This window comes from Niabella sp. ZPM-14, assembly GCF_055693045.2.
On sequence record NZ_CM181148.1, the window covers coordinates 1,364,071 to 1,389,216 of the forward strand.

Genomic DNA, 25,146 nt, shown 5'->3' on the forward strand with positions numbered 1-25,146 from the left:
AAACCCAAAAATAGTAAAAATAAATATCATGTTGGCAGGCTTACAAAATGTGACATTTGAATTTGGCGCGAGAACGATCGTAAAAGATGCAACCTGGCATATCCAACCCAATGAGCGGATCGGGCTGATCGGTTACAACGGTACAGGTAAATCTACGTTACTGAAACTGCTCACCGGCGGCTACTCCCCTTCCGCCGGCACGGTTGAAAAAGGACGCGAAACATCGATCGGGTACCTGCACCAGGATCTGCTGAGCTTTGATACCAACGAATCCATCCTGCAAGTGGCTCTGGGCGCTTTTGAAAGAGTGCTGCAATTGGAAAAGGAAATTGAAACGTTGGGCATCGAACTGGAAAAAACGGGCGATGAAAAAACGCTGCATGAATATTCTGACAGACTGCACGAATTAGACACATTAGGCGGTTATGATATTCACCATCAAACCGAAGAGGTGCTACAGGGGCTTGGCTTTGAAAACGCCGACCTGCAAAGACCTTACAAAGAGTTCAGCGGGGGCTGGCGCATGCGCGTATTACTGGCTAAAATGATCTTAGCCAAACCGGATCTGCTGCTTTTGGATGAGCCGACGAACCACCTGGATCTTCCATCTATTGAATGGCTGGAAAAATATTTACAACATTACCAGGGTGCCGTGGTAATTGTAAGCCACGATAAATATTTCCTGAACCGGATGGTGACCAAGATCGTAGAGCTCTACCAGAAAGAGCTTCACTTTTATAACGGCAACTACGAGTTTTACGAAACTGAAAAAGCCGTCCGCATTGAAATGCAGCAAAAGGCTTACGAAAACCAGCAGGATTATATCCGGCAGAATGAAAGACTGGTAGAACGGTTCCGCGCGAAAGCCAGTAAAGCTGCGATGGCGCAAAGCATTATGAAAAAGCTGGACAAGCTGGAGCGCATTGAAGACGTGGCTGTTGAAAGACCGAATATAAAGATCAATTTCCGGGTAGATAAGACACCGGGTAAAGTGCTGGTAGAGTTAGACGATATATCCAAGTCTTTTGGCTCCAACGTGATCCTGGATCATGCCAAAGCGGAGATAGAACGTGGCGATAAGATTGCGCTGATCGGGGCGAACGGAAAAGGTAAATCTACGCTGTTGCGGATCATCGCAGGTATCGAACCGATCGACGGTGAGAGAAAATGGGGACACAATGTAGAAGAGAGCTTCTATGCACAGCACCAGCTGGAATCGCTCGACCTCAACAATACCATCCTCGATGAAATGCGCAGCTGTGGCGCCCAAATGACGGACGTTGAACTGAGAACGCTTTTGGGATGCTTTTTATTCAGCGGTGACGATGCAGACAAAAAGATCAGGGTGTTGAGCGGAGGTGAAAAGGCCCGTGTAGCGTTGGCCAAAACGATCATCAGTAAAGCCAATTTCCTGATGCTGGATGAGCCAACGAACCACCTGGACATGCACAGTTGCGACCTGCTCATCGATTCATTAAAAAAATATGAAGGCAGCCTGGTGCTCGTGAGTCACGACCGGTATTTCATTTCTAAAACGGCTAATAAGATCTGGGAGATTGTGGATCATCAGATCAAGGAATTCAAAGGCACCTACGACGAATGGGTGGCCTGGAACGAACGCATGTCGGCCCGTACCACCAAATCGGAGGACGCAAAGCCCAACGCCACTTCAAAAAAGGAAGAGGCTAAACCGGTTGTTGAAGAGAAGAAACCAGATGCTCCGGTAAAAAATCAGGCGATCAATAAAGAGCAGAAGAAAGAACTTCAGAGGCAGCAAAAACAATTTGAGCAAACCGAGCAGGCGCTTAGTAAAAACAAAAGCCTGTTGCTCAACCTGCAGGCTCAACTGGCGGATCCGGCTATTTACGCTGATAAGGACAAGTTTCTTGCTGTTGAACAGGAATATAAAAAAGCCAGCGATGAAAATACACGCCTGGAAAAAAAATATGAAGAGATCTTCGCATTGTTGATGGAACTGGAGGGTTAGTTCAGTGCAAAGGCGATTAAGGCCATATTTAGCCGGGTATTGAATAACCAACCGCTGTTCAAGTACCGTCCAATACTTTTAGCTTGCTTAATGTCTCATTCCCCTGGCCACTTTAAACAGGTGCAACACATAAGGGAACAGGGCATCCATCGTTTCTTCGGCGCCGCGGGTAGAGCCGGGCAATGTGATAACAAGTGTATTGCCGATAAAGCCCGCAATGCCGCGTGAAAGCATGGCATAAGGCGTACGCTGCTGGCCATAGTTACGCACCGCTTCCATAATGCCGGGAATCTGCCTGTCCAGCAGCGGAGCAACAGCATCGGGCGTTACATCGCGCGGTGATAAACCGGTACCGCCCGTAAAGAGAATTAAATGATAATTTTCTTCCACCAGTGTTTTCGTTCGCTCCTGAATCATCATAAAGTCGTCTGCTATCACTTCATAAGCCGTAGCGGATAGGTTGAGCGTCTTCAATTTGTTAAGTATCGCCCTGCCACTACGATCTTCTTTTTGTCCCGCCGCCACACTGTCGGAGCAAACCACAACAGCACAACGGATATCATCCGCAGATCCTTTAAAATCAGCTTTTCCGCCGCTCTTCTCCACCAGTTTTATATGAGCAATCAAAATATCCTTATCAATAGGCTTTAACATATCATACATGGTTAAAGCCACGATAGACGCACCGTGCATGGCCTCCACTTCCACACCCGTTTTATAAATAGTATGCACTTCGACGTTAATTACTACGTCCAGGCCATTGATCAAGTAAGTGATACCGGCATATTCTATAGGCAGCGGGTGACAATCAGGAATAACATCACTTGTCTTTTTTATCGCTAAAAGGCCGGCGGCCCGTGCAAATTCAAAAACGTCGCCTTTAGGTACAAGCTTGTTTTGTATTGCGCTTATCGTCTCCGGCCCGGACACGGTAACTGTTGCGCTGGCAATGGCCTTTCTTAAACTGTTCGTTTTATGTGTAATGTCTACCATGTTACTGATTCTCTTTCCATTGATGTGTTTCGTCCTCAAAAATCTCTCTTCCCCACACCGGCAATTCCTGCTTAACCCGCTCCACCACTTCATTACAGGCATCGATGGCAGCGCGTCTGTGCGCAGATGAAGTAAAAATAAAAAGACATATTTCACCTGCTTTTACGCGGCCGAGGCTGTGATGTACATGCATACAGGTGAGCTGATATTTTGAAAAAATCACTTCCCGTATCTCCTGCATCTTTTCCAATGCCATTTTTTCATACGCCGTGTATTCAATAGCCGCCACACGTTTGTCATCGATCAGATCCGCCCGTACCTGGCCTAAAAAGATGCTGTGCGCACCGATATCTCTCTTTGATGCATGCTTTGCAATACTATCAGTAATAAAGGTCTCCTCTATAGCGCCTTCTGTAAAAATATTTTTGATCTTTTTTTCACTCATGCTTTTGTTTGATCGATCATATACACTTCGCCGGTCAGAAGGTTTGCCACCCTTCTTTCAATCCACCTCTCAGGCTATATACATTAGGTTTCTTAAGCAGCTCCTTTAATTTCCAGGCAGCACTTAAGCTTCGCTTTCCGGACCAACAAAATAAAATAATATTGTCTTCCCTGAGCTCATGGGCTCGCGCTTCAATTTCATCGAAAGGGATATTCCTGTGCTGAAAACCTGTAACAACGGGCATTTCACCGGGATTGCGCACGTCTACAAACTCCACGCTCTTCTTTTGCATCCATTCTGCAAATTCGTCCGGGTCTATTTCTATGCCGATATTGTCGGCGGGGCAACTGTCTTTATAAACCGTTTGCAAAAATGCGGCTTCCGTTGCGGGCAAGGCGGCATCTGCGGCTGGATTCAGCGCCACAGAGAGCTTGTACAACCGGTTATTTAACGCATTGTAGGTTAAAAAAGTATTGCTTTGCACTTCTCCGATTCCGGCTATCATTTTGATCACTTCTGTGGCCATCATGGTTCCGATCATGCCAGGCAATACCCCCAGCACGCCGGCTTCGTTACAGTCCGGCACCTCCGCATCGGAAGGACATTCCGGAAAAATATCACGATAGTTGACAGCTCTTTTACTTCCTTCAGCTGCCTTCCCGTCAAACACCGCCATTTGTCCTTCATACATCATGATGGCCCCAAACACCAGTGGTTTGCGTAAAAGTGCGCAGGCATCATTCACCAAATAGCGTGTCGCAAAGTTGTCGGTACCATCTACCACCACATCGTAACCCTCTATCATCTTCAATGCATTATGCACCGCCAGGCGTTGGTTGCAGGTACTGATCAATACATGGGGATTCATCTGTCTTAACCTATCGGCAGCTACCAGCACCTTCGGCCTGCCAACGTCTGCAGTGCGATACAAAACCTGCCGGTGAAGATTAGATAATGAAACGATATCATCATCAATAATCCCCAACATGCCAATACCGGCTGCGCACAGGTATTGTAACACCGGGCAGCCAAGTCCGCCGGCGCCCACCACCAACACACGGGCGTTTTGGAGCGACTGTTGTCCGGACACGCCAAATCCTTTTAATGCCGTTTGCCTTTGATATCTTGTATGTAGGTCCTTTTGATTCATTAAATCCATTTTTCATTAACCGCCTGAAAACGGAGGTAAAAAAGCGACAATAGAACCGTCTTCCAGATCCATATTTCCAGGCACCACTTTTTCATTAACAGACAAAGCATATTTTTTTCCTTTTAATAAAGGGAACCTTTCCAGCAACACATGTTCAAGTTCACGCAACGTTGTTGCTACGGACATTTCCGTTGATGCACCTGCAATTTCTGCAAGTGGTCCGAAGAATAAAACCTTTACCGCCATGATCAAATTTAGTGAACTTTATTTACCTGTCATCCTTTGCGCTCCTTTACATAACACTTCCTGTAGCCTGCTCTATAAGCAATAGTAACGCAATCCGATTTTTCATGTTTTCAATTTCACACCTTTCAGAACCCGGCGAATAAACAAAGCGATTGCGTTTCCGTAAACGCCCGGCATTCATTCACCTAAACAAACAACAGTTTATATACAGCAACTAATAAAACCGTTGACAATATGTATTTCAGCACCTCTTGCCTGAATTTGATGGAGCCGTAATAAGCACCTAACAGCCCCCCGGCAAAGGCTATCACTACATATAGGTACATATCATGGGTAAACTGCACTCCTTTGGTGAGCTGGCCCGCCAGGCCCGATAACGAGTTGACAAAAATGAACAAAGCACTGATAGCTGCAGATTCCTTCATATTGGCCCAGCGCAGGAGCAACAGCACGGGTGATAAGATGATACCGCCGCCAATGCCGATCAAACCTGACAAAAATCCTATGCCAGCGCCTATAAGCACCGCCCATCCTACGTTATATCTTTTGATATCGACGTTGCTAATATTCCTGAAAAACAGAAAGCGGGCAATGGACACCAGCAAAAGCAAACCCAATATTTTTTTGTAGAAGGATGCGTCTACCGTTATAAGCCCGCCCAAAAATGCAAAAGGCACAGAGGCCAATGCAAAAGGAAGAAATAGTTTAAGCTTAAAATACCCGCCACGATAGAATTGGACATACGAAACGAGCGACACAAACAGGTTGAGCAGGAGTGCAGTTGGCTTCATCACATGAGTGGCTACTCCAAATATAGCCATTAAAGCGAGGTAACCGCTGGCGCCGCCGTGCCCTACTGACGCATACAAAAAGGCAACTACAAAAAGAATCAGGTAAAACAGATAAGAGATATCCATTGAAACAACTGTTTTTAAAAGGGTAGTTTATAAAACGATACGGTTTCACCCGGCTGAAAGGCTCTCGCTTCTTCGCCCAGCTCCACCAGGCAATTGGCTTTGGCAAAGGAGCGCAGCCTGTACGATTCCTGCGCTTCTAGTATTTCAACGGCATGGCCATCATCATAGCCTTTTAAAAAATGCACCAATTGGTGACTTTTTACATACGGGTTCTTTAAAACCGATTGTTCTTTTTTAAGTTGTAACGGCTGTCGCGTTAGCTGCTCCAGAACGGGTAACACGTACTGATAAAAACAGGTGAGCACCGACGAAGGGTTGCCCGGAAGACCGAATACCAGCGCGGCGTTCCGCCTGCCAAAAAACAAAGGTTTGCCTGGCCGCTGCTTTACTTTATGAAAGAGGGTTTCAACGCGGCACGCTGCAGCTGCTTTTATTACAAAATCATAGTCGCCCACACTTACCCCTCCCGTCAGCAATACCATATCCGACGTATCAAGCGCTTGCCCTAAAACACTTATTAATTCTTCTAAATGATCATCGGCATAAAAAACGGATACGCCACTCATACCAGCTTTAGATAAAGCAGCCTCCACCGTAAACGAGTTGGACTCGTACACTTGTCCGTACTCCAAAGTTTTCCCAGGCCTCTGCAATTCTTTGCCCGTAATAATTAAACTGATTTTCGGTTGCGGATATACAGCTACCGAATCAACGCCGATGCCAGCCAGCAAACCCATAGCAGCGGGCGTCAACAGGGAACCGGCTTCTAACGCCAGTTCGCCTCTTTTAATTTCAGAGCCGGCGGGCCTTACATTGCCACCTTCGCGAAGCTTATCATCCTCAATCATAATCGTCCCTGCATTAACAGTAACCCTCTCTTGCATGACCACGGTATCTGCGCCCACAGGCAACGGCGCACCCGTAAAAATCCGGGCGGCTTCTCCTTTGCCAATGGCGAGCGCCTTCTCAACACCTGCCTGCACTTCGCCAGCGATGCGCAGCGGACCTCCTGCCTTCCATTCATTATATGCAAAAGCATAGCCATCCATTGCAGACTGTGCAAAAAAGGGTATATCAATAGAAGACACTACATCTTCAGCCAGTACTTTACCGGCCGCATCTTTCAAACCGAGCCTGACCGGCTGCAATGCGGCTGTGTTGCCGATGATCTTATCTTTTGCTTCTTCAACGCTGATCATACTATAAAAAATCCCGTTTATTTATTCGCGGTCCTATTATCCTCCGATAGCGACCATACTTCTGTTAGACAAATCTTCACTATTGAGGGCGTCAAAATTTTTGCCGAACTGCCCGCCCAGTTCCCTGGCTTTGCTGTGGATATTATTTTTTATTAAATGAACCACATCCTGGCCGTTTCTCAAAGCGGATAAAAGATCCGTTTCATTTTTGGCGAACAGGCAGTTCTTTAACTTCCCGTCTGCCGTAAGCCTCAAACGGTTGCAGGAGCTGCAAAACGGCGCACTCATGGTACTGATAACCGAAAAGGTTCCGGCATGCCCCGGCACCATGTATCCTTTCGCGGTGTCGTGCTCCCCGTTGGTCAACGGCAGAAAGGAATACGATTCAGATACGCTTTCCAATATCTGCTGCCAGGTAAATACCTTGTTACTCGTCCAACGGTTGCCCGCGAAAGGCATGAACTCTATAAATCTCACATGCAGCGGCAACTCTTTTGTCCATTCCACGAAGTCAGCAATTTCATTGTCGTTCAGGCCGGCCATGATGACAACGTTGATCTTTACATGAAAGCCCCGCTTCAGCATCAGTCGAATGTTTTGCATGACAGCTTGAAAACTATCGCGCCGTGTGATCAACAAAAACTTATCGCGCTGCAATGTGTCCAGGCTTATATTAACAGAGTTGATGCCTGCCTCCTCAAACGTATCAACAAAGTCGTGTAACCGGACACCGTTAGTGGTGAGCGTAAGGTTTACAGGTAGTTTCGCCAATGTTGTGATAATGGCCGCGGCATCTTTGCGAATCAGCGGCTCGCCACCGGTCAGGCGGATCTTACTCACGCCCAGGTCTACAAATACTTTCGCCAGCCGCTCAATTTCCTGAGGCTGCATTAGCCCGGCATGTGGCGTGAAGGAGTAATTTTCCTCGGGCATGCAATAGAAGCAACGAAAGTTGCAGTTATCTGTTAAGGAGATCCTCAGATAATTATGAACCCTTTTATATTGATCAATTAACATTTTTGATTATACTTCAAACAAATGCGGCTGACGTTTGAGGACGTGCAACGGTGCACCCTCGTGAATTTGTCCTGTCCTGTCAAATAAAATATTCTGTCCAAAGCAGATACGCTTATTCACCGTTCGATAAGCGGCCAGCGTTTGGAGCGGTTCTTTGGAACGCTGCGCTGTTTCCTGGTCGATGGTTGTCATCACACATCTGGCGCAGGATTTTACGGCATAAAACCGTATGTCATTTATTTCAAACTCCTTCATCGTATCTTCTTCAAAAGGTGCTCCGCCGGAAAAGACGATATTGGGCCTGAATCGATTCATCGGAAGCGGAAGCCCCAGCCTGCTGTTCAAATCTTCGAGCGAAGCGGTGCCGATCATCAATACAGGATATCCGTCGGAGAAACTGGTGATGTCGTCATTCACAGCGTAATCGGGATCTACCGGTCGCTTTGCTTCATCCGGCATATATACCAGCCGGCAAGGCGTCTCCAGCTTTTTTGAGAACCATTGATCCGCCTGCTTGCTGACCAGCACCGCGTCGGTACTGTCTTTAAAAAGTTCCACCCGGAGCGCATCGCCCGAAACTGGCTCCAGGTCCAACTGCAGCACATCGTCACCCTTCCCCTTTTCAAACACCAATAATTGGTCACCGGAAACAACCGGTTGCAGTAAAGCCATCTTGGGATATTCTCTTTGAGAAATAAACCGGTTGGACGCATCTACCAGCATGAAGCGCCTGTCGTGCCGGAACCCTCTGTCTGTCAGCGTCACCTTTTCTACCCGTATACCACCCAGCGATTTTATCGGATAGATGTATAATTGACTTACATAAAGCATGGCATGAAAGTACGGCTTTTCTACAGTTGATCTGCTGACAAGGTGACAAGGATTTATTTACCTTTCCAACCGTTAAACTTACTAACTTCAAGCTCTGTAAAGTTTCAAATAATGACTGGTATTATACTTTGTGGCGGACAAAGTACCCGGATGGGCAGCGATAAAGGCCTCTTGAAAGCGGATACAAACAGCTGGGCTTTGAACGCTTTCAAAAAGCTTGATGCATTAGGATTGCCGGTCAAGGCATCTGTCAATGTGATGCAGCAGGATGCGTATGCGGATGCCTTGCCGAATATCGAACTGATTACGGATAACGCGGCTCTCCCTGTGAAAGGACCGCTGCTGGGTCTTTTAAGCGCACATATTGCTTACCCCGCAGAAGATCTTTTTGCCTTTGCCTGCGATATGCCGGCCATGGATAGTCATTTACTCAAAGAACTTTTGGATCACTCACTGAAACGCGAGGCGGATGTTTTTTTATTTCTGAACGAAGGAGAGCCCGAACCTCTTTGCGCTATCTATACCGCTGCCGCTCTGCATCAGACCATGGTGATGCTACAGCAAGGCCGTCTTAAAAAATTCAGTATGAAATTCGTGCTCGATCATCTCAATGTATTTACACTCCCTGTTAAGGAGGCTGATAAAAAATGTTTCCAAAACTGCAATGCTCATGCCGACCTGAACGGTCTATGATACAAGCGGCGGCACTGCGCTGGCGACCAGGATCCTGAATTCTTCCTTTGCTGCATCGCAGGTCGGACAGCAGTAGCTTGAAGGCAGGTGTGCGAAAGCCGTTCCCGGCGCGATATTGTTTTCAGGTTCTCCATACGTACTATCGTATACAGTAAAACAATGCAGGCACTGGTAAACGGATGCCACCTTTAGCGGCCTTTCGGCAGCCCTTGATGCCTCGGGCTGCACTATTGTCATCGCCTCCTCATTTCTTTTTTTATAAAACCAAAGTATACATTTCTGCAGCTCCGAAACCAGGTACAACCTGGTGATATTAGCAATAAATACATCGCCGGTTCGTTCGTTGGGATTAAAGTCCCTGGCGCATAAAATATCGTACACATGAAAAAATCCTTTTCCCAACAGCCGGAATAATGGCTTGCGCCTGATCAGAATAGAGCTGAATATTTCGGTTTTGGTTTTTGTTTTAATACCAATGCAAATACCAAATGTGCGGGCGTCCATGGCGTTCAGCTTTCGAACCAGGTAATTCTTGAGTCTCCTGCCTGCCACGTCATTATCCTGTACCTGGAAATTTAATTCATTAGCAGCATGACGCATATTGATCTGATGCTCATCCAGCAAGCTGCTCCACTGCCCTTTGTCTTTTTCTTCAATTCCTTTTATGATCACTGATTTCCAGGGCGTTGAACATAGCTGGCCTATTTTTGTAGCAAGGCACAGTTTACAAAGAGATATGAGAAAGGACACCGGAAACATTTCGCTGCGCCTGTATATACCCAGCCAGTATTTATTATTGTGCCTGTTAAAACCTTCGTAATAGGGCAGGTTGAAGGCAGGCAGTTTCATGGGCTCGCTCACAGGCCTGGTAATGTAAAGGTCTTTATTGATCAAATGAAACAGGCGATTACCGTCTGTCACTTCCTTATCGACAAACTGATCGGCGTGATTACAAATGATCTGTTCTATATCTTTGGAAAGCCGCGCCACGTCATTGGTATACACCATTTCCTGCCATTCAAAGACGCTGTTTGTTTTAGGGAACCGGACAAAAAGATGCCAGAAATGGGAAGCCCGGGCTGAAGCTACCCAGTTAATATTCCCGGTAAGTAGTGGCGTAAAGCTCTGATTACTGTCCGATATATTGATCTTGAACCTGGGTTTATGATCCAGTTCATCAAGTATATCTTTGTATACACCTTCCCCTAACCACGTATCGTTAATAAACACTTCTTCTGCGGGATAAGAGCTCATAATATTGGGATGATCGTCCGCATCCACTTCATAAGGAATATTTAAAATACCTAATTGCTCCGTAAGCCTGGGAGCCAGACCTTCTTCTACATCGATCAGCAATTGCTGGCGCAGTCCAAAACTCGCCTGCTTAACACCAGACAAAGCAGCGGCGCTTAATATTTCCAGCAGCTCGCCCGGCGAAATAATGCCGCCTTTGAAATTGACTTTTATGGTATAATATCCTTTCACCCTTGTTTCTGATTAATTTATTCGCTGCGATTTTCTCCGGCCATTGCCCGCACACTGCAGCATCGGTAAGCTTTTTAAGCGTTTGCCGTTTCCGGCTCTTTATTTTCTTTCGGCAAAAGCCCCAAAGTCCTTTCCAGTATATTTTTTACTTCGGGGCGGCAACTACCACAGCCCATACCGGCCCCGCTTAGCTGACACAACTGTAATGCATCTCTGGAACCTTCATTTATTTTTTTAATAAGATTGCCTTCCCCTACATTGTTGCAACTGCATACCAGCTTGCCCAGTACAGGTTCGGCTGCTTTTCCTGACCTGAGCAACTGCAATCTTTTCTCGCTTAATTCAATTTTATTTTCGATCAGGTTGCGATACTCAAGAAATTCATTTTTATCGCCTATGAGAATAGCGCCTATCAACCGGTCATTGTGAATGATGCACTTTTTATAATACCGCTTCGCTTTATCAATAAACACCACTTCCTCGTAAGCCGGATCAGCCGGGCATTCTACCTCACCTAAAGAACAAAGGTCTGCACCATGTATCTTTAAGATGTTCATCAATAGCGTTCCATTGTAATACCGGGAAATATCCCCGTTTAAATACTGCGTTACAATTTCGGCCTGCTGTTCGGCTGCTGCGGTAATGCCGTAAAGTGTCCCTTTAAACTCGGCTATTTCGCCTATTGCAAAAACTGAGCGATCGCTCGTTTGCAAATACTCATTCACTACTACGCCGCGCTTGCATTGAAGTCCTGCAGCTTTGGCTATTTCAACGTTAGGCGTAGTGCCAATAGCGATTACCACTGTTGCGCATTCGATCGTTAACCCGCTTTTTAGTTTCACGCCTGCTACACGGTCGGCTCCTAAAAATCTTTCGATCTCATCGTTATAATAAATATCAATGCCCTTGTCGGTAAGTTCCTCGTGCAGTAAGTGACTGCCTAAAGGATCGAGCTGCCGGTTCATTAAACGCGATGTCCTCTGGATCACGGTAGATGCCACATTTATTTCGCGTAAGGAGGCTGCTAGTTCTATCCCCAACAATCCACCGCCAACTATTACCACGCGCCCACCGCTTTGATTGATATGTTGCAAGAAATGATCGGCATCCGTCCTGTTGCGCATCGTGAACAAACCGGGCAAGGACGGCAGATCTTTAAGCATGGCAGACCTGCTGCCGGTAGCCAGTATCAGCAGATCATAATGATGTTGTATACCGTTGCTGTCTGTTACGATCTTACAATCCCTGTCGATTTTATCAATACTTATGCCGCGATGAAGTTTGATATTGTATTCGTACTCTTCCTCATCCGTCATTTTTACCAGGTGGTCCCATTGCAGCGAACCGGTAATGTAGTCGGGAAGCAGCACGCGGTTATAAAAGGGAAAAGCTTCTTTGCTAAACACTTCAATCTCGTCTTCACTGTTAATGGCGCGATATGATTTCACAAAGCCGCAGGCCCCGGCACCGGCGCCTACTACAATTATTTTCTGTTTTGGTTTTTTGTAGAGCACCACCTGCACAGCAGCATATTTATAATCAGGCTCTTTACTTTTGGGATCCAGCAAAGGACTGGTAACATTGTTGGCCCGGTTGAGATCACTGTTCAATATTTTACCCCAATGCATGGGCAGAAAGACCACGCCTTTTTTTATGTCGGTTGTTATTTTTGCCTTCACCTGCACCTGCCCGCGGCCGCTGTTTACCACGACCAGCGCGTCTTCTGTAATGCCCCGTTGCAGGGCATCTTCCGGATGTATTTCCAGGAAGGAACGGGCAATGTGTTGCCTGAGCTTATTCACTTTTCCGGTTTTGCTCATGGTATGCCACTGATCCCGTATGCGTCCGGTGGTGAGTATTAAAGGATAATCAGGGCTTAATGCTTCGGAGTGATTATCATCACCAAAGGAGTGAATGATGGCTTTTTGAGATGACGTATAAAATTTCTTATCGGTGAACAAGCGCTTTGTGCCGGCTGACATTTCAGCATCGTCTGTATTATTATGCTTATCTGTGTAAGGCCATTGAACGGTGAGCTTCTCCCGAAGTACCTGGTAATTCAATGCACTCACGTCCACATGGGTTCCCCGGGTAAGCGCTGCATGTTCTGCAAAGATCCCGGCCGGGCTTTTGTAATAAAAGCCTTGATAGCCCATATGCTGCGCGAAACGGCAAATAATTTCTGAGTCGGGCAGCGCTTCGCCGGGTGCATCAGTTATTTTATTCAGATGGCTGATGCGACGCTCGGCATTGGTCATCGTGCCTTCTTTCTCTGTCCAGGCGGCGGCAGGCAGCACCACATCGGCATACTGCAAAGTCTCCGGCTTGTTACTTATCTCCTGCACCACCACGAACTTTGCTTTTTTTAAAGCGGCTTCTGCCCTTCTTACATCGGGCAGGCTGATCAGCGGGTTGGTGCAAAGTATCCATATCGCTTTCAGTTGCCCGGTTTCCAGGGCTTCAAACATTTCGGTTGCCGTAAGCCCTGGCTTTGCCGGTATGGTGCCGGCGGGAACGTTCCAAAAAGCTTCAACTTCGGCGCGATGCGCTTCATTGCTAAGATCCCGATGCGCCGGAAGCAGGTTGGACAAACCCCCTACCTCACGACCGCCCATGGCATTAGGCTGCCCTGTCAGCGACAACGGGCCCGAACCCGGTTTGCCGATGTGACCGGTGATAAGATTGAGGTTGATGAGCGATAAGTTTTTGTTGACGCCTATGACACTTTGGTTCAGCCCCATTGTCCACATAGTAATAAAACCTTTGGCGTTGCCTATGCAGGCAGCGGCTTTCCGGATCAGCTGCTCTTCAACGCCGCAGATGATGGCAGCTTCCGCAATGGTTCGTTCAAAAACGACGCTCCGATACTGCTCAAAGCCTTCGGTATGATGTTCTATGAAGGCCGGATCAATATCACCGTTTTCAATAAGGGCGCGACCGATGGCATGGTGCAACGTGATATCAGTACCGGGATTCAACTGTAAATGCACGTCCGCCGCGGAACAGGTCTGCGTTTTCCGGGGATCGCTCACAATGATTTTCAGATCAGGATTTTTCTCCCTTGCTGCCTCTACCCTTCGCCATAAAATGGGATGGCACCATGCAGGATTAGCGCCCGCAACAAAGATCACATCGGCTAACTCAAGATCATCGTAGCTTACAGGGACACTGTCTTCGCCAAGGCTCATTTTGTACCCTACGACGGCACTGCTCATGCACAACCTGGAATTAGTATCGATATTATTGCTGCCTATGTAGCCTTTGACCAGCTTGTTCACCACATAATACTCTTCTGTAAGGCATTGGCCGGATGCATAGAAGGCTACGGAATCAGGCCCGTACTTCTGAATGAAAGTTTTGAAGACAGCTGCGGTACGCTCCAGCGCTTCATTCCAGGAAACCCTTCGCCGGGGCTGACTTTTGGCATTTCGCATTTCGGGATAAAGCAGGCGGTCACTGTTGTCGTTGACGGTGTAATGAAGATTCATGCCTTTGCTGCACAGCATGCCCTTGTTAACAGGATGTTCGTCATTGCCCTCCACGTGGATGCGGCCGAGCTTGTATTTGCTTACCCTAATACCGCAGCCTACGCCACAATAACAGCAAGTGGTGGTTTGAAAATTATTACTTTCCAAAGAAGATGTGGCGCTATGATGATTATTGTGACTCACTGGACATTTGTTTGAAAAACAGGCAATCGTCAGAGGTCGGTTAATATTACTATTGGGTAACCGGCTCAAAAGCAACAGCAGCTTCTGCGGCAGCCTTTGTTTTGCCAAAGCGTGTAAGCAGCACGATCAAAGACACCACCATTACGATGATCCCGATATAGCTGAACGCTTCGGCATAGGTAATCGAGGAACTTTTAAATAAAAAGCCAAAGAGCATACCGCCGACATTTCCGCCGGCCCCTACAATACCACTTACCAACCCTATATTTTTTTCGTCGATAAAAGGTGTAATGGCATAAGTAGCGCCATTGGCCATTTTAAGGAATAAGGCAAAGGAAAGCATGGAAATGATGGCGAGCGTCAGTGAACCGGCCATCGCGAACAGCGTCAGGCCAATGCCTTCGAGCAATAATACCGAGGCTAAAAGGATGCCTTTACCACGCAGGCCATAGGAGCGGCCTACTCTATCGGCAAAGATGCCGCCCAATGCCCGCGCGAATAAGTTCATCAATCCGAATGCGCCGGCCCAAAAGCCTGCGGAACGCTGATCAAGATTGAACTCCTGCACAAAGTGCAGCGCTGCTACATTGTCGAACGTTATTTCCATACCAAAGCACATGGCGTAGGCCAATGTTAATGCCCATATGCGCCAATCCTTTAAAACCCTGTAATCGGTTTTCGCCTTTGTCTTGGTAGCTCTTTCAATTTCATCAAAGTTGCCTTGCGGCGTGTCTTTTGTAAACCGGTAATATAGAAAGGCTGCAAAAAGCATCATAATACCGGGTACGATCATGGCGTATCTCCAGGCCTCATGGGTTGTGTAACCCAAACCAACGATGGCGGCAAATATAATAGGCATCACTATGTTGGTAACACCGCCGCCGAGATTGCCCCATCCTCCGGTGACCGCGTTGGCAGTGCCTTTGATCGCAGGCGCAAACATCATAGAAGTGTGAAATTGGGTAATAACAAAAGAGGCTCCGATAACACTTATCGCCAAACGGAATAAAAGAAAGGAAGTATAACTTTCGGCAAGACCCACGCAGAAGACAGGTATAGCGCCGACAAGTAACAAAGCAGTGTAGGTTTTCCGGGGGCCCCATATATCACACAATCTTCCCATCAGCAAACGTGCGACAATGGTACCTGATACGGAAGCGATGACGATATTACCTATCTGGGATTTGTCTAACTGTAAGTCTTCTTTGATCGTGGGCATCAGCGGAGCAAGGCCAAACCATCCAAAAAAGCAAACGAAAAAAGTAAACCATGTAATATGAAAGGTACGCATCTGAACGCCCTTTATAGAAAGGATTTTCAATTTATTTAATGGCTTTGTGTTGATATCCGTCATAATAAAATTGATTGATGATGAGTGAATATATTTGATTGTCAAGGCAGAAAAGACATCAGAACTTATAACCGGCACCGATGCCTACCGCCCACCTTCCGTCAGTGGCGGCCGTCTTAGCATTGTAGTACAGCGGCACCTGCAGCGCCAGATGTTTAAAAGCGAGGCTAAGCCCTGCACCGAGAGAGGGCGTTACAAAAGCGTTTCTCCTGGCACCCTCAGGCACTTTATCTTCTTTGAAGCGCAGTGAAGGCAACATTCCCAACGAAAAAACAAAAGGCTTTACAGCGTATTTGATACAAGGCCCGCCAAAATTCAGGAAGGCGCCTTTGTCTACATATCCGGCTACAAGGCTGCCATCACACAAAGCGGTATGAACCTTTGGCCGCTCTGGCAACTGGGCCACAACATCCATTCCTGAAAAAAGAAAAGCGATAACGACTAACGGCTTTTTCAAAGCATTCATAAATTCTGTATTTAAAAAATAAAAGATCATGGCAGGTGTATTGGTGCACCGATAACAGTTGTTTTAAGGTTGAAGCTTTAGAGTTTGATTAATCAGTCTTTTCTCCGACCTTGATAAAAACCATACCGTCCTCTACTTTAACCGGGTAGGTTTTGATATCGCATTCGTCGCCGCTCAAACACTGGCCGGTAGCGAGCGAGAAGGTTTTCTTATGAAAAGGACAGGCCACTTTAGGCTCCTCGTTCCTGGAGCCAAGCATGCCGCGGCTTAATGCCATCTGCTTTTTGTGGGGACATAAATTTTGCGTAGCATACCATTCGTTACGCCGGGTGAAATAGAACAGCGCGATCTGTTCATCGCCATATTTTACACATACACCGCCGTTGTGAACAGCATCTTCTACACGACAGGCGGCAAACCAATGTTCCCGGGTTAAGGTTGTCTGATCTTGAACCATAATAAAAAGATTAATTTGAAATAAGATGTATTGCAGAATAAGCGTACAGGGAAATAGCGGCTACACACTTACCGGGTTGTTCCACTCGGCTGCTTTTTTCTGGCCTCTGAAAGTGTCGAACTGTACAGTAGGATCTTTCTCCTGGGGCGCATTGACAAAGTGATTAAAACGCTTCCTGATCTCAGGATCTTCGATGGCTGCTTTCCATTCGCATTGATAATGATCGACCAGTGTTTGCATTTCACGCTCGAGGTCTTCACCGATACCGAGGCTGTCGTTTACCACCACATTCCTCAGGTAATCGATGCCCCCTTCCATTTTATTCAACCAGGTAGCGGTACGGGTCAGCGGATCGGCTGTTTTGATGTAGAACATCAGGAACCGGTCAATATATTTGATGCAGGTTTCAGAATCGAGGTCCGTAGCCAGCAACAGCGCGTGCTGGGGCTTGGAGCCGCCATTGCCACAGACATAGAGGTTCCAGCCTTTTTCGGTGGCAATGATCCCAAAATCTTTTGACTGGGCTTCGGCACATTCCCTGATACATCCGGACACGGCTGATTTAATTTTGTGCGGCGCACGCAACCCGCGATAACGCTCTTCAATCCGGATGGCATAGCTGACACTGTCGTGCAGGCCAAAGCGGCACCAGGTGCTGCCCACGCAACTTTTTACAGTGCGGAGCGCCTTTCCGTATGCATGTCCGCTTTCGAAGCCTGCTGCAATCAACTCTTCCCAGATAAAGGGCAGGTCGCCCACATGAGCGCCGAACATATCAATGCGCTGTCCGCCGGTGATCTTTGTATACAGGTTGTATTTCTTAGCAACCTGCGCAATGACCATCAATTTGTCCGGCGTAATCTCTCCCCCGGGGATACGAGGGACGACTGAGTAGGTGCCTCCTTTTTGAATATTTGCTAAAAAGCGATCATTGGTATCCTGGGAAGTAGCGTTTTCCTTTTTGACAATTAATTCATTCCAAAGACTGGCCATAATGGAGCTTACGACAGGACGGCAAATTTCACAACCGTCTCCCTTACCCACCGCATCAAGCACCTGGTCAAAAGAATGAAGATCTTTCACTTTGATCAGGTCGTATAGTTCCTGCCTTGAGTAATTAAAGTGTTCGCACAATACATTGCGCACCACCTTACCTTGCTGCTTCAGGGTGTATTGCATGATATCTTTTACCATAGGTGCACACCCCCCGCAGCCTGTAGCTGCTTTGGTACATTTTTTAATGGCATCCACCGTTTCACAACCAGATTCGGTGACTGCATTGCAGATATCGAGCTTGGTTACTCCTTCACAACTACAGATCAAGGCGTCTCCCGGCAAGGCCTCAACGCCAGCGCCCTGACCGGCCGCTCCTTCTTTAGCCTTGATGATAAGGTCCATCGGATCGGGCGGCAGCGCCATTTTATTCTTACAGATCTGCAGCAGCATATTGTAGGCATCTGCATCTCCTACCAGGATGCCACCCAGCAACTCCTTTCCATCCGGGGAAAAATTGATCCGCTTGTAGATCCCTTTATGATTATCGCGAAACACGATTGTTTTGGCTTCGTCGCCGCTGATAAACGGATCACCGAAACTTGCTACATCCACGCCGATCAGCTTTAACTTGGTGCTCATATCGAAGCCCGGAAAGTGTTTGGCCGCATTACCCGCCAGCCTCGCCGCTACCACCTCTGCCATTTCGTAGCCCGGCGCCACCAATCCGTAGACCATGGAGTTATGGAGCGCACATTCGCCGACAGCGTAGATATGCTCATCACTGGTCTCCATGAAATCATTGACCACAATGCCCCCGCGCGGTCCGACCGTTAATCCGCAGGCTCTTGCGAGCTCATCGCGGGGTTTGATACCTGCCGAGATGATCAGCATATCGGTACTTAAAAGGGTCCCATCTGTAAAGATCATCCCGGTGATGGTTTCGTTTCCGAGTATGGCCGCGGTATTTTTTCCGGTGTGAGTGGTAATATTAAGATCGCGCAACTTTTGGATGAGCACATCGGATCCATGCTCGTCGATCTGGCGTGGCATGAGGCGTGGGGCAAATTCGATAACATGTGTATTCCTGATACCCAGATCAAGACAGGCTTTGGCCGCTTCCAGTCCCAGCAATCCGCCCCCGATCACTACGGCCGATTTGGCGGTAGCCGCATGGCGCCAGATCATGTTGAGATCTTCGATGGTTCGATATACGAACACCCCATGCTTGTCCACACCCGGAATCGGTGGCACAAACGCTGCCGAGCCCGTGGCCAGGATCAGATAATCATAAGAAAGGGTATTCCCTTCGAAGCAGGTAACCGTTTTCTTTTCGCGGTTGATCTCCTGCACGGGATCGCCGAGCCGGAGGTTGATACCCTGCTCTTCATACCAGCTTACCGGCTGCAAGGTGAGGTCCTCCACCGTTTTTCCTGCGAAATAGGAGCTCAGGTGAACGCGGTCATAAGCAGCTAAGGTCTCTTCTCCGAAAACGGTCAGTTGCAGACCAGGAATTTTTTTAGACAGTAACTTCTCACAGCATTTTTGGCCGACCATGCCATTTCCAATGATTACAACTTTCATAATGATGTCGTTTTAAAATCAAAAAAATGGCAAAAGAAATCGTATTATAATTTATTATATATAATATATTTATGAAAAATGATTTCAAAATAAAGTATAAACAATAAAATTATATTTCAAATATAATATTATAACTACAATATTTCCTATTTTAGCTAAATATTTATTATATATATTTAATTATAATTTGAATAGAATGCCCAAACTTACCTTAATCGGAGCCGGTCCGGGTGATCCGGAACTCCTCACCCTCAAAGCCGTTAAAAAATTGCAGCAGGCTGACGTTGTCCTTTATGACGCGTTGGCTAATCAGCAATTGCTGGAACATTGTCAACCCGGCTGCATCAGGCAGTTTGTAGGCAAGCGGTACGGCTGTCATGCGCTCAGCCAGGCGGCTATCAATGATCTGATCGTGGAATACGCGGCGTCCCATGAGAATATTGTGCGATTGAAAGGTGGGGATCCATTTGTTTTCGGGCGGGCCTGGGAGGAACTGGAAGCAGCACAGATGGCCGGCATGGAGGTTGAAGTTGTACCTGGCATATCAAGCGCGTTATCCGTTCCGGCTTCACAAATGATCCCGGTCACCGCCCGCGGCGTTAACGAAAGCTTCTGGGTGGTTACAGGGACCACACAAAAGGGCGATATTTCTCCGGACATACAACTGGCGGCGCAGTCTACCGCAACTATTGTGATCCTCATGGCCATGAGCAAGCTGGAAAAAATAGTAGATATCTTTCTGACCTATGGAAAAGGAGATACACCGGCGGCGATCATACAAAACGGGACGCTGCCCCACGCGAAGATGGTATGGGGCCAGGTAAAAGATATCAGCTTCAGGGCACAACATGCAGGCCTGGCAAACCCCGCCATTATTATAATAGGAGAAGTGGTGGCGCTTTCTCAACAGTTCCTGAAGCAACAGCCTATGCGCCAGCTGTTTCAGATCTGATAACAACCGAGCGAACGCACCAGCGATAGATTAAGTCGGGAATGCACGCATAATCCTATGTGAGTGTATCGACAAAGCATCTCAGCATCAAATGAAATTATATCCGTTCGTATATCTGTTATCAACGGATCAGGCCTAAAAGCATATGACTGCCTCTGCACCGAAATAGACAGCATTTTCACGCACCTGTCGCTGATATTGAGCTATCTTTATTTCCGCTATGCGTCAGAAGAAAGTAATTCCTGCCCAACACTCTTTTTTACACCAGCATTGTATGAAAGAATGGTGGCCCGCTCTTGATACGAACATTCAAATTGATCAATATAAAAAAGGCGATATCATCTTCGCCGAAGGCAGCCCTGTAACCGGCATTTATTTTATGCTGAGCGGCGTATTGAAAGTGCACAAGCTTTGGGAGCAGGACAAGGAGCTGATTGTCCGCTTTGCCCACAACCAGGATATTCTCGGTCACCGCGGATTAAGCACCGGTCCCGGCAACTACCCTATCACTGCAACCGCCCTCTCTCCTGTAACGGTTTGCTATATTACCCTGGATTTCTTTGAAGCCACCTTTAAGGTGAATAAGGATTTTGCCTACGCATTCATGATGTTCATGGCTGATGAACTGCACCTGTCAGAGATCAGGATGCGCAATCTGGCTCATATGCCTGTGAGAGCACGGCTGGCGAGCGCACTGCTGGCTTTAGAAAAAAAGTTTGGATATAATGACTTAGGCTTTATAGCTTTTACGATCAACCGGCAAGATATTGCTGCCTACGTAGGCACCGCTTATGAAACCGCCTACAAGTTCCTGGGAGAGTTTGCTGAATTGGGATATATCAGAACTGAAGGCAAGAATATTGCGCTGCTGGACCGGGAAGGCCTTGCCGCAGCTATCTGTTAATGTTACATCAATTTATCGAATAAATACTTCCGGTGCCTGAATTGGCACTGAATTCGATTGCGTGTAGTTAGTACCATTTTGTTAACTACTAAACTGATGAAAACATGAAAAGAGTTCTCGCAATCTTCGCTCTTGTAGCCTTATCCTTTTCACTTCCTTCTTGTAAGGGCAAAAGTGATGCTGACCTGAAAACGGCTGCTGAAGCGGCTTTGCAAACCAATCCCGATTTGAGCAATGTTACAGTTGAAGTAAACAAGGGTAAAGCTACCCTGACCGGCGAAGTGAAAGACCCTGCGACACAGGCGGCCGCCGAATCAACCGTAAAGGGCGTTGAAGGCATTAAAGACGTAGAGAATCTCACGACCGCTACTCCTCCGCCAGCCCCTACCCCCGCTATTACGGTAAGCCCGGATGATTCTTTATCCAATGCGGTGAGAGACGCTATTAAAGATCACCCGACTGTATCCGCTTCTGTATCCGGAGGTGTGGTTGTGCTGACCGGCGAGATCCCTAAAAGCGAGCTCACCACTATGATGCAAAAAGTTCAGGCTACCAAAGCCCGGAAGATCGATAGTAAAGGACTAACGGTTCAATAACCGGTTATGCTTCCCAATATTTATTCATTACATCAAAAAAACTCATATAAAATTTTATCCTTATGGCACTCCAGGAAAAATATAAGGCTTTGATCGATGCAGCTAATCAGGCAGGTGTTTCTAACTTATCCGTGAGGGAGCAGGACAACGTGCTATATATTGATGGTGACGCTCCGAGCGGAGCGGTGAAAGACCAGCTGTGGGAGCTGTACAATCAGATCGATCCTAATTATTCAGGGGGCGACCTTATCCTGAATGTAAATGCAAAAGCAGAAGTAGGAAGCCAGGTGAAGGTGATCACCCGCGAAACAAGTCTGAATATCAGGAAAGGACCCGGAACGGATCAGCCCGTGATTGGAAAGGCAGCGAAAGACGAAATCATTACTTTAGTTAGTAAAGCCAATGACCTCTGGTGGTTGGTGCGCACTAAAGATGGTGAAGAAGGCTACGCATATGCGCAATACCTGGAGCCGGTTTCCTAAATCGCAGAGCCTTTGTCTAACACCACCTTCTTTTCCATCCTTCTTCTCCGTGTATCATATAAAGCGGCTTTAGCCTGGCTACTTTATTTTTTTAACTCATTTTAAGATAACACCCATTTCGTTTAGAAATAATAAGGGATACATTAACGAAACGTTTATATCGGAAAAAGTTTTATGAGCGTTTTTATATAAGAGCCCTTACATCAAGGATGTTTACATTTCAAACAAATTTTTAAACATAAACAAGTTCAATTTAATTAACTCTAAAACCACATATCATGAAAAAAATTGCAACAAAATTCGTACTGGTAGCAGCTTCTACATTTTTAGTGGGTACAGCAATGGCCCAGACGGACACGACAAAAACTCCGACACCGGATACAACACAAACGCCTGTACCGGAGCCCACCGAGCCCACTGAACCGACAGATACGACAAGTACTCCCACTCCGCCCACAGCGATCAATGATAGTACAACAGCATCGTTGGCCACTCAGTTTAGTCAGTTCAGCAACACGTTTTATGCAATAACCAACAAGGAATTGCTGAGCGCTAAACAATATGACATAAAAACAGAAGAAGAGAACGAAGCTTAACCAGTATTACTGATTTAGCTAGTTGCAATAGCCATCCGCTTACGCGGGTGGCTATTGTTTTTAGAAGTAAGTAGCGTTTTCATTTTTTTGATTTTCACTGCGAGCGTGCGCAAACCTTTACAAGGCACGCAGAACTGAATGGAAACGTTATACTTCCGTTTTTGGGGCCTATGCGATACAATTTGTAAGTTTGATCTTTAACAAGCACCCATGACATCCACAAAAATAAAATGCCCGAGTTGTGGCACCGAGTTCGAACCGAATGAAGCAATCAGGGAAGAAGTAGAAAGAGAGCTGCGTTCGAAGGTTACCGAATGGCAAAGGAAGAAAACGGAAGAGCATGCAGCAGAGATGCAGCGAAAAGAATCCGAATGGCAGCAAAAGCTGCAGCTGGAAAAGACTTCATTGCAAAAGCAACTCGAAGGGCAGCTGAGAAAAACGATTTCCGGAGATTTCGAAAACAAACTGTCGCTGCTTCAAAAAGCGAACGAAGAAAACGAAGAAAAGCTTAAACTATCGCGACAGCGCGAAACAGAATTTCTGAAACAACAACAGGAATTTAAAAATAAAGAAGCTGAGCTGGAACTGACCCTCCAGAAAAAACTGAGCGAGGAACGCGAACGCCTGGCGGAAAGTCTTCGTAAGATCGAAGCAGAAAAATCGGCTCAAAAAGAAACAGAATACCAGCTACGTTTGAGAGAACTGGAGAAGCAACTGGAAGATCAGAAAAAGCTGGCCAGCGAGATGAAACGAAAGGCGGAGCAAGGCTCAATGCAACTGCAGGGAGAGAGCCAGGAACTTGCGCTGGAGGAGCTGCTGTCTACTGCCTTTCCCTTTGACCGGATTGAGGAGGTGGGCAAAGGCGTGCGTGGTGCCGACTGCATACAGGTCGTAAGGAACAACCTGGGAGCAGAATGTGGCCGGATCATCTGGGAAAGCAAGCGGGCAGAAAATTTTGGAGGCGAATGGATCGAAAAGCTGAAAGCGGATATGCGCTCGCTGGGAGCAGATATCGCGATCCTCGTGACACGGCGGTACCCGAAAGAAATGAATTGTTTTGGAGAAAAAGACGGCGTATGGATCTGCAGCTTCTCTGAAGCAAAAGCGCTGGCGGCGGTATTGAGAGACGGGATCCTGCGGATCTACAATGCTGCTAAAAGCCAGGAGAACAAAGGAGACAAGATGAACCTTCTGTATAGCTACCTGACGAGCAGCGAATTTGCCGAGCAATGGAAAGCCATACGCGAAGGGTTCCTGAGCATGAAGATCAGCATACAGAAAGAACGCGATGCAATGGAACGTCTCTGGAAAGCCCGCGAAAAACAATTGGAAAAAGTATTGCTTAATGCCACTCATATCCGCGGCTCGATCGATGGTATCAGCGGATTAGAAAATGTGGATCTGAACCTGCTGGAATTTGACGACGACAGCGGGTAACGCCCTTGGTCTTTCCCTTTCCTTATCGTAAAGAATACGGAAATTTTTTGGCCGCATTACGCATAAGCGCATCTACCAGCCTTGTCGGCGAAGCACCAATACTTCCGTTGGCAAGATAATCGTATTGCCATAAAAGATTACCCCGACGGTCATGAATGTCAATAATTGTTTTAACCTGGTTTGTGCTGCCCCAAACTCCGAAAACCGCAGCAACAGCGATAGCCGCACCGTCAGACATCGGTTTGTCCATATAGCTTTTATTTTGGATAACCGCATCCACATTGAGCATCTCCGCCAGCTTGGCTCTGTCTATTTTAATAATATCCTCGTAGGCTACCCCGGCATCTTTCAACAACCCGTTCGTTCTTGCAATATCCTGGAAGGATATGGTGTACTTATATTTGTCAGAACGTCGTAAGAACCAGGCTTGCATTTGTTGCTGTATGGAAAAACCAGTCTCTTCATTCAACTGTGCCAGCTGTTGCGCGGTTATTTTTTTGCGTTCGTTAGGTCGTAATTTTGTAGTTACATAAGCAGGTAAGATAGCCACGGTTTTGTGCTCCTTAATGGCTTGCTTGATGCCAGCCGATTTGTAGATGGAAGGCCCACAAGCCGAAAACAATAGGCACAGGGAAACGCAGACGAAACAAAGTCTCATATTAGTCAGTTTTAGTTAGCACCAAAGTTATCGATT

The 25,146-nt window shown here is 46.9% G+C and carries 23 protein-coding genes; 8 read left to right on the forward strand and 15 right to left on the reverse strand.

The features are described 5' to 3' along the window. Positions 1-28: 28 nt before the first annotated feature. Complete coding sequence (locus ACU37H_RS05830) at positions 29-1,987, forward strand: ABC-F family ATP-binding cassette domain-containing protein (RefSeq protein ID WP_472705705.1); 1,959 nt, start codon at positions 29-31, stop codon at positions 1,985-1,987. Between the two features lie 87 nt (positions 1,988-2,074). Here ACU37H_RS05830 and moaCB read toward each other — a convergent pair whose 3' ends face one another. The 8 genes from moaCB to ACU37H_RS05870 all read right to left on the reverse strand — a co-directional run bounded on the left by moaCB (position 2,075) and on the right by ACU37H_RS05870 (position 8,785). Continuing rightward, positions 2,075-2,980: a bifunctional molybdenum cofactor biosynthesis protein MoaC/MoaB gene (gene moaCB / locus ACU37H_RS05835; RefSeq protein ID WP_472705703.1), complete on the reverse strand. Its 906-nt coding sequence runs from the start codon at positions 2,978-2,980 to the stop codon at positions 2,075-2,077. Position 2,981: 1 nt separating this feature from the next. After that, positions 2,982-3,425 (reverse strand): molybdenum cofactor biosynthesis protein MoaE, encoded by a 444-nt coding sequence (locus ACU37H_RS05840; protein ID WP_472705702.1) that lies wholly within the window; start codon positions 3,423-3,425, stop codon positions 2,982-2,984. Positions 3,426-3,459: 34 nt separating this feature from the next. Next, positions 3,460-4,575, reverse strand: coding sequence for a molybdopterin-synthase adenylyltransferase MoeB (gene moeB / locus ACU37H_RS05845; RefSeq protein ID WP_472705700.1), 1,116 nt, complete (start codon positions 4,573-4,575; stop codon positions 3,460-3,462). A 15-nt stretch (positions 4,576-4,590) separates the two neighbouring features. Then, complete coding sequence (locus ACU37H_RS05850) at positions 4,591-4,821, reverse strand: MoaD/ThiS family protein (RefSeq protein ID WP_472705698.1); 231 nt, start codon at positions 4,819-4,821, stop codon at positions 4,591-4,593. A 185-nt stretch (positions 4,822-5,006) separates the two neighbouring features. Continuing rightward, on the reverse strand, positions 5,007-5,738 hold the full coding sequence (locus tag ACU37H_RS05855) for a sulfite exporter TauE/SafE family protein (RefSeq protein WP_472705696.1): 732 nt from the start codon (positions 5,736-5,738) through the stop codon (positions 5,007-5,009). Between the two features lie 14 nt (positions 5,739-5,752). Further along, a complete protein-coding gene (locus ACU37H_RS05860) occupies positions 5,753-6,937 on the reverse strand; it encodes a molybdopterin molybdotransferase MoeA (RefSeq protein ID WP_472705694.1) in 1,185 nt (394 codons plus the stop codon). Between the two features lie 36 nt (positions 6,938-6,973). Continuing rightward, the gene (gene moaA / locus ACU37H_RS05865; protein ID WP_472705692.1) at positions 6,974-7,954 is read right to left on the reverse strand and encodes a GTP 3',8-cyclase MoaA; all 981 of its coding nucleotides are present in this window, start codon (positions 7,952-7,954) and stop codon (positions 6,974-6,976) included. 6 nt (positions 7,955-7,960) lie between these two features. Continuing rightward, positions 7,961-8,785 carry an MOSC domain-containing protein gene (locus ACU37H_RS05870; RefSeq protein WP_472705690.1) on the reverse strand — a complete coding sequence of 275 codons (825 nt, stop codon included), beginning with the start codon at positions 8,783-8,785 and terminating at the stop codon, positions 7,961-7,963. 111 nt (positions 8,786-8,896) lie between these two features. Here ACU37H_RS05870 and mobA point away from each other — a divergent pair, with 111 nt between their 5' ends. Continuing rightward, a complete protein-coding gene (mobA, locus tag ACU37H_RS05875) occupies positions 8,897-9,478 on the forward strand; it encodes a molybdenum cofactor guanylyltransferase (RefSeq protein ID WP_472705688.1) in 582 nt (193 codons plus the stop codon). Here mobA and ACU37H_RS05880 read toward each other — a convergent pair. The 6 genes from ACU37H_RS05880 to nirB form a co-directional block, all read right to left on the reverse strand. Further along, complete coding sequence (locus tag ACU37H_RS05880; protein WP_472705686.1) at positions 9,473-10,963, reverse strand: rubredoxin; 1,491 nt, start codon at positions 10,961-10,963, stop codon at positions 9,473-9,475. The genes mobA and ACU37H_RS05880 overlap by 6 nt on opposite strands. A gap of 74 nt (positions 10,964-11,037) precedes the next feature. After that, complete coding sequence (locus tag ACU37H_RS05885) at positions 11,038-14,634, reverse strand: molybdopterin-dependent oxidoreductase (RefSeq protein WP_472705684.1); 3,597 nt, start codon at positions 14,632-14,634, stop codon at positions 11,038-11,040. 49 nt (positions 14,635-14,683) lie between these two features. Continuing rightward, positions 14,684-15,925, reverse strand: coding sequence for a NarK family nitrate/nitrite MFS transporter (locus tag ACU37H_RS05890; protein WP_472705682.1), 1,242 nt, complete (start codon positions 15,923-15,925; stop codon positions 14,684-14,686). 118 nt (positions 15,926-16,043) lie between these two features. After that, positions 16,044-16,451 (reverse strand): hypothetical protein, encoded by a 408-nt coding sequence (locus ACU37H_RS05895; protein WP_472705680.1) that lies wholly within the window; start codon positions 16,449-16,451, stop codon positions 16,044-16,046. An 88-nt stretch (positions 16,452-16,539) separates the two neighbouring features. Next, positions 16,540-16,908 carry a nitrite reductase small subunit NirD gene (gene nirD, locus ACU37H_RS05900; RefSeq protein ID WP_472705678.1) on the reverse strand — a complete coding sequence of 123 codons (369 nt, stop codon included), beginning with the start codon at positions 16,906-16,908 and terminating at the stop codon, positions 16,540-16,542. A gap of 60 nt (positions 16,909-16,968) precedes the next feature. Continuing rightward, positions 16,969-19,485, reverse strand: a complete 2,517-nt coding sequence (gene nirB, locus ACU37H_RS05905) for a nitrite reductase large subunit NirB (RefSeq protein WP_472705677.1) — start codon at positions 19,483-19,485, stop codon at positions 16,969-16,971. Positions 19,486-19,681: 196 nt separating this feature from the next. On the opposite strand from nirB, the gene cobA reads away from it, so the two are divergent. From cobA to ACU37H_RS05935, 6 genes are all read left to right on the forward strand, one after another. Beyond that, complete coding sequence (cobA, locus tag ACU37H_RS05910; RefSeq protein WP_472705675.1) at positions 19,682-20,437, forward strand: uroporphyrinogen-III C-methyltransferase; 756 nt, start codon at positions 19,682-19,684, stop codon at positions 20,435-20,437. A gap of 220 nt (positions 20,438-20,657) precedes the next feature. Continuing rightward, on the forward strand, positions 20,658-21,341 hold the full coding sequence (locus ACU37H_RS05915; RefSeq protein ID WP_494407589.1) for a Crp/Fnr family transcriptional regulator: 684 nt from the start codon (positions 20,658-20,660) through the stop codon (positions 21,339-21,341). A 104-nt stretch (positions 21,342-21,445) separates the two neighbouring features. After that, positions 21,446-21,937: a BON domain-containing protein gene (locus ACU37H_RS05920; RefSeq protein WP_472705671.1), complete on the forward strand. Its 492-nt coding sequence runs from the start codon at positions 21,446-21,448 to the stop codon at positions 21,935-21,937. 62 nt (positions 21,938-21,999) lie between these two features. After that, positions 22,000-22,419 (forward strand): SH3 domain-containing protein, encoded by a 420-nt coding sequence (locus ACU37H_RS05925; RefSeq protein WP_472705669.1) that lies wholly within the window; start codon positions 22,000-22,002, stop codon positions 22,417-22,419. Positions 22,420-22,697: 278 nt separating this feature from the next. Beyond that, positions 22,698-23,015: a hypothetical protein gene (locus ACU37H_RS05930; protein ID WP_472705667.1), complete on the forward strand. Its 318-nt coding sequence runs from the start codon at positions 22,698-22,700 to the stop codon at positions 23,013-23,015. 210 nt (positions 23,016-23,225) lie between these two features. Continuing rightward, positions 23,226-24,452, forward strand: coding sequence for a DUF2130 domain-containing protein (locus ACU37H_RS05935; protein WP_472705665.1), 1,227 nt, complete (start codon positions 23,226-23,228; stop codon positions 24,450-24,452). 22 nt (positions 24,453-24,474) lie between these two features. Here ACU37H_RS05935 and ACU37H_RS05940 read toward each other — a convergent pair whose 3' ends face one another. After that, positions 24,475-25,110, reverse strand: coding sequence for a hypothetical protein (locus ACU37H_RS05940; RefSeq protein WP_472705664.1), 636 nt, complete (start codon positions 25,108-25,110; stop codon positions 24,475-24,477). Positions 25,111-25,146 lie beyond the last annotated feature (36 nt).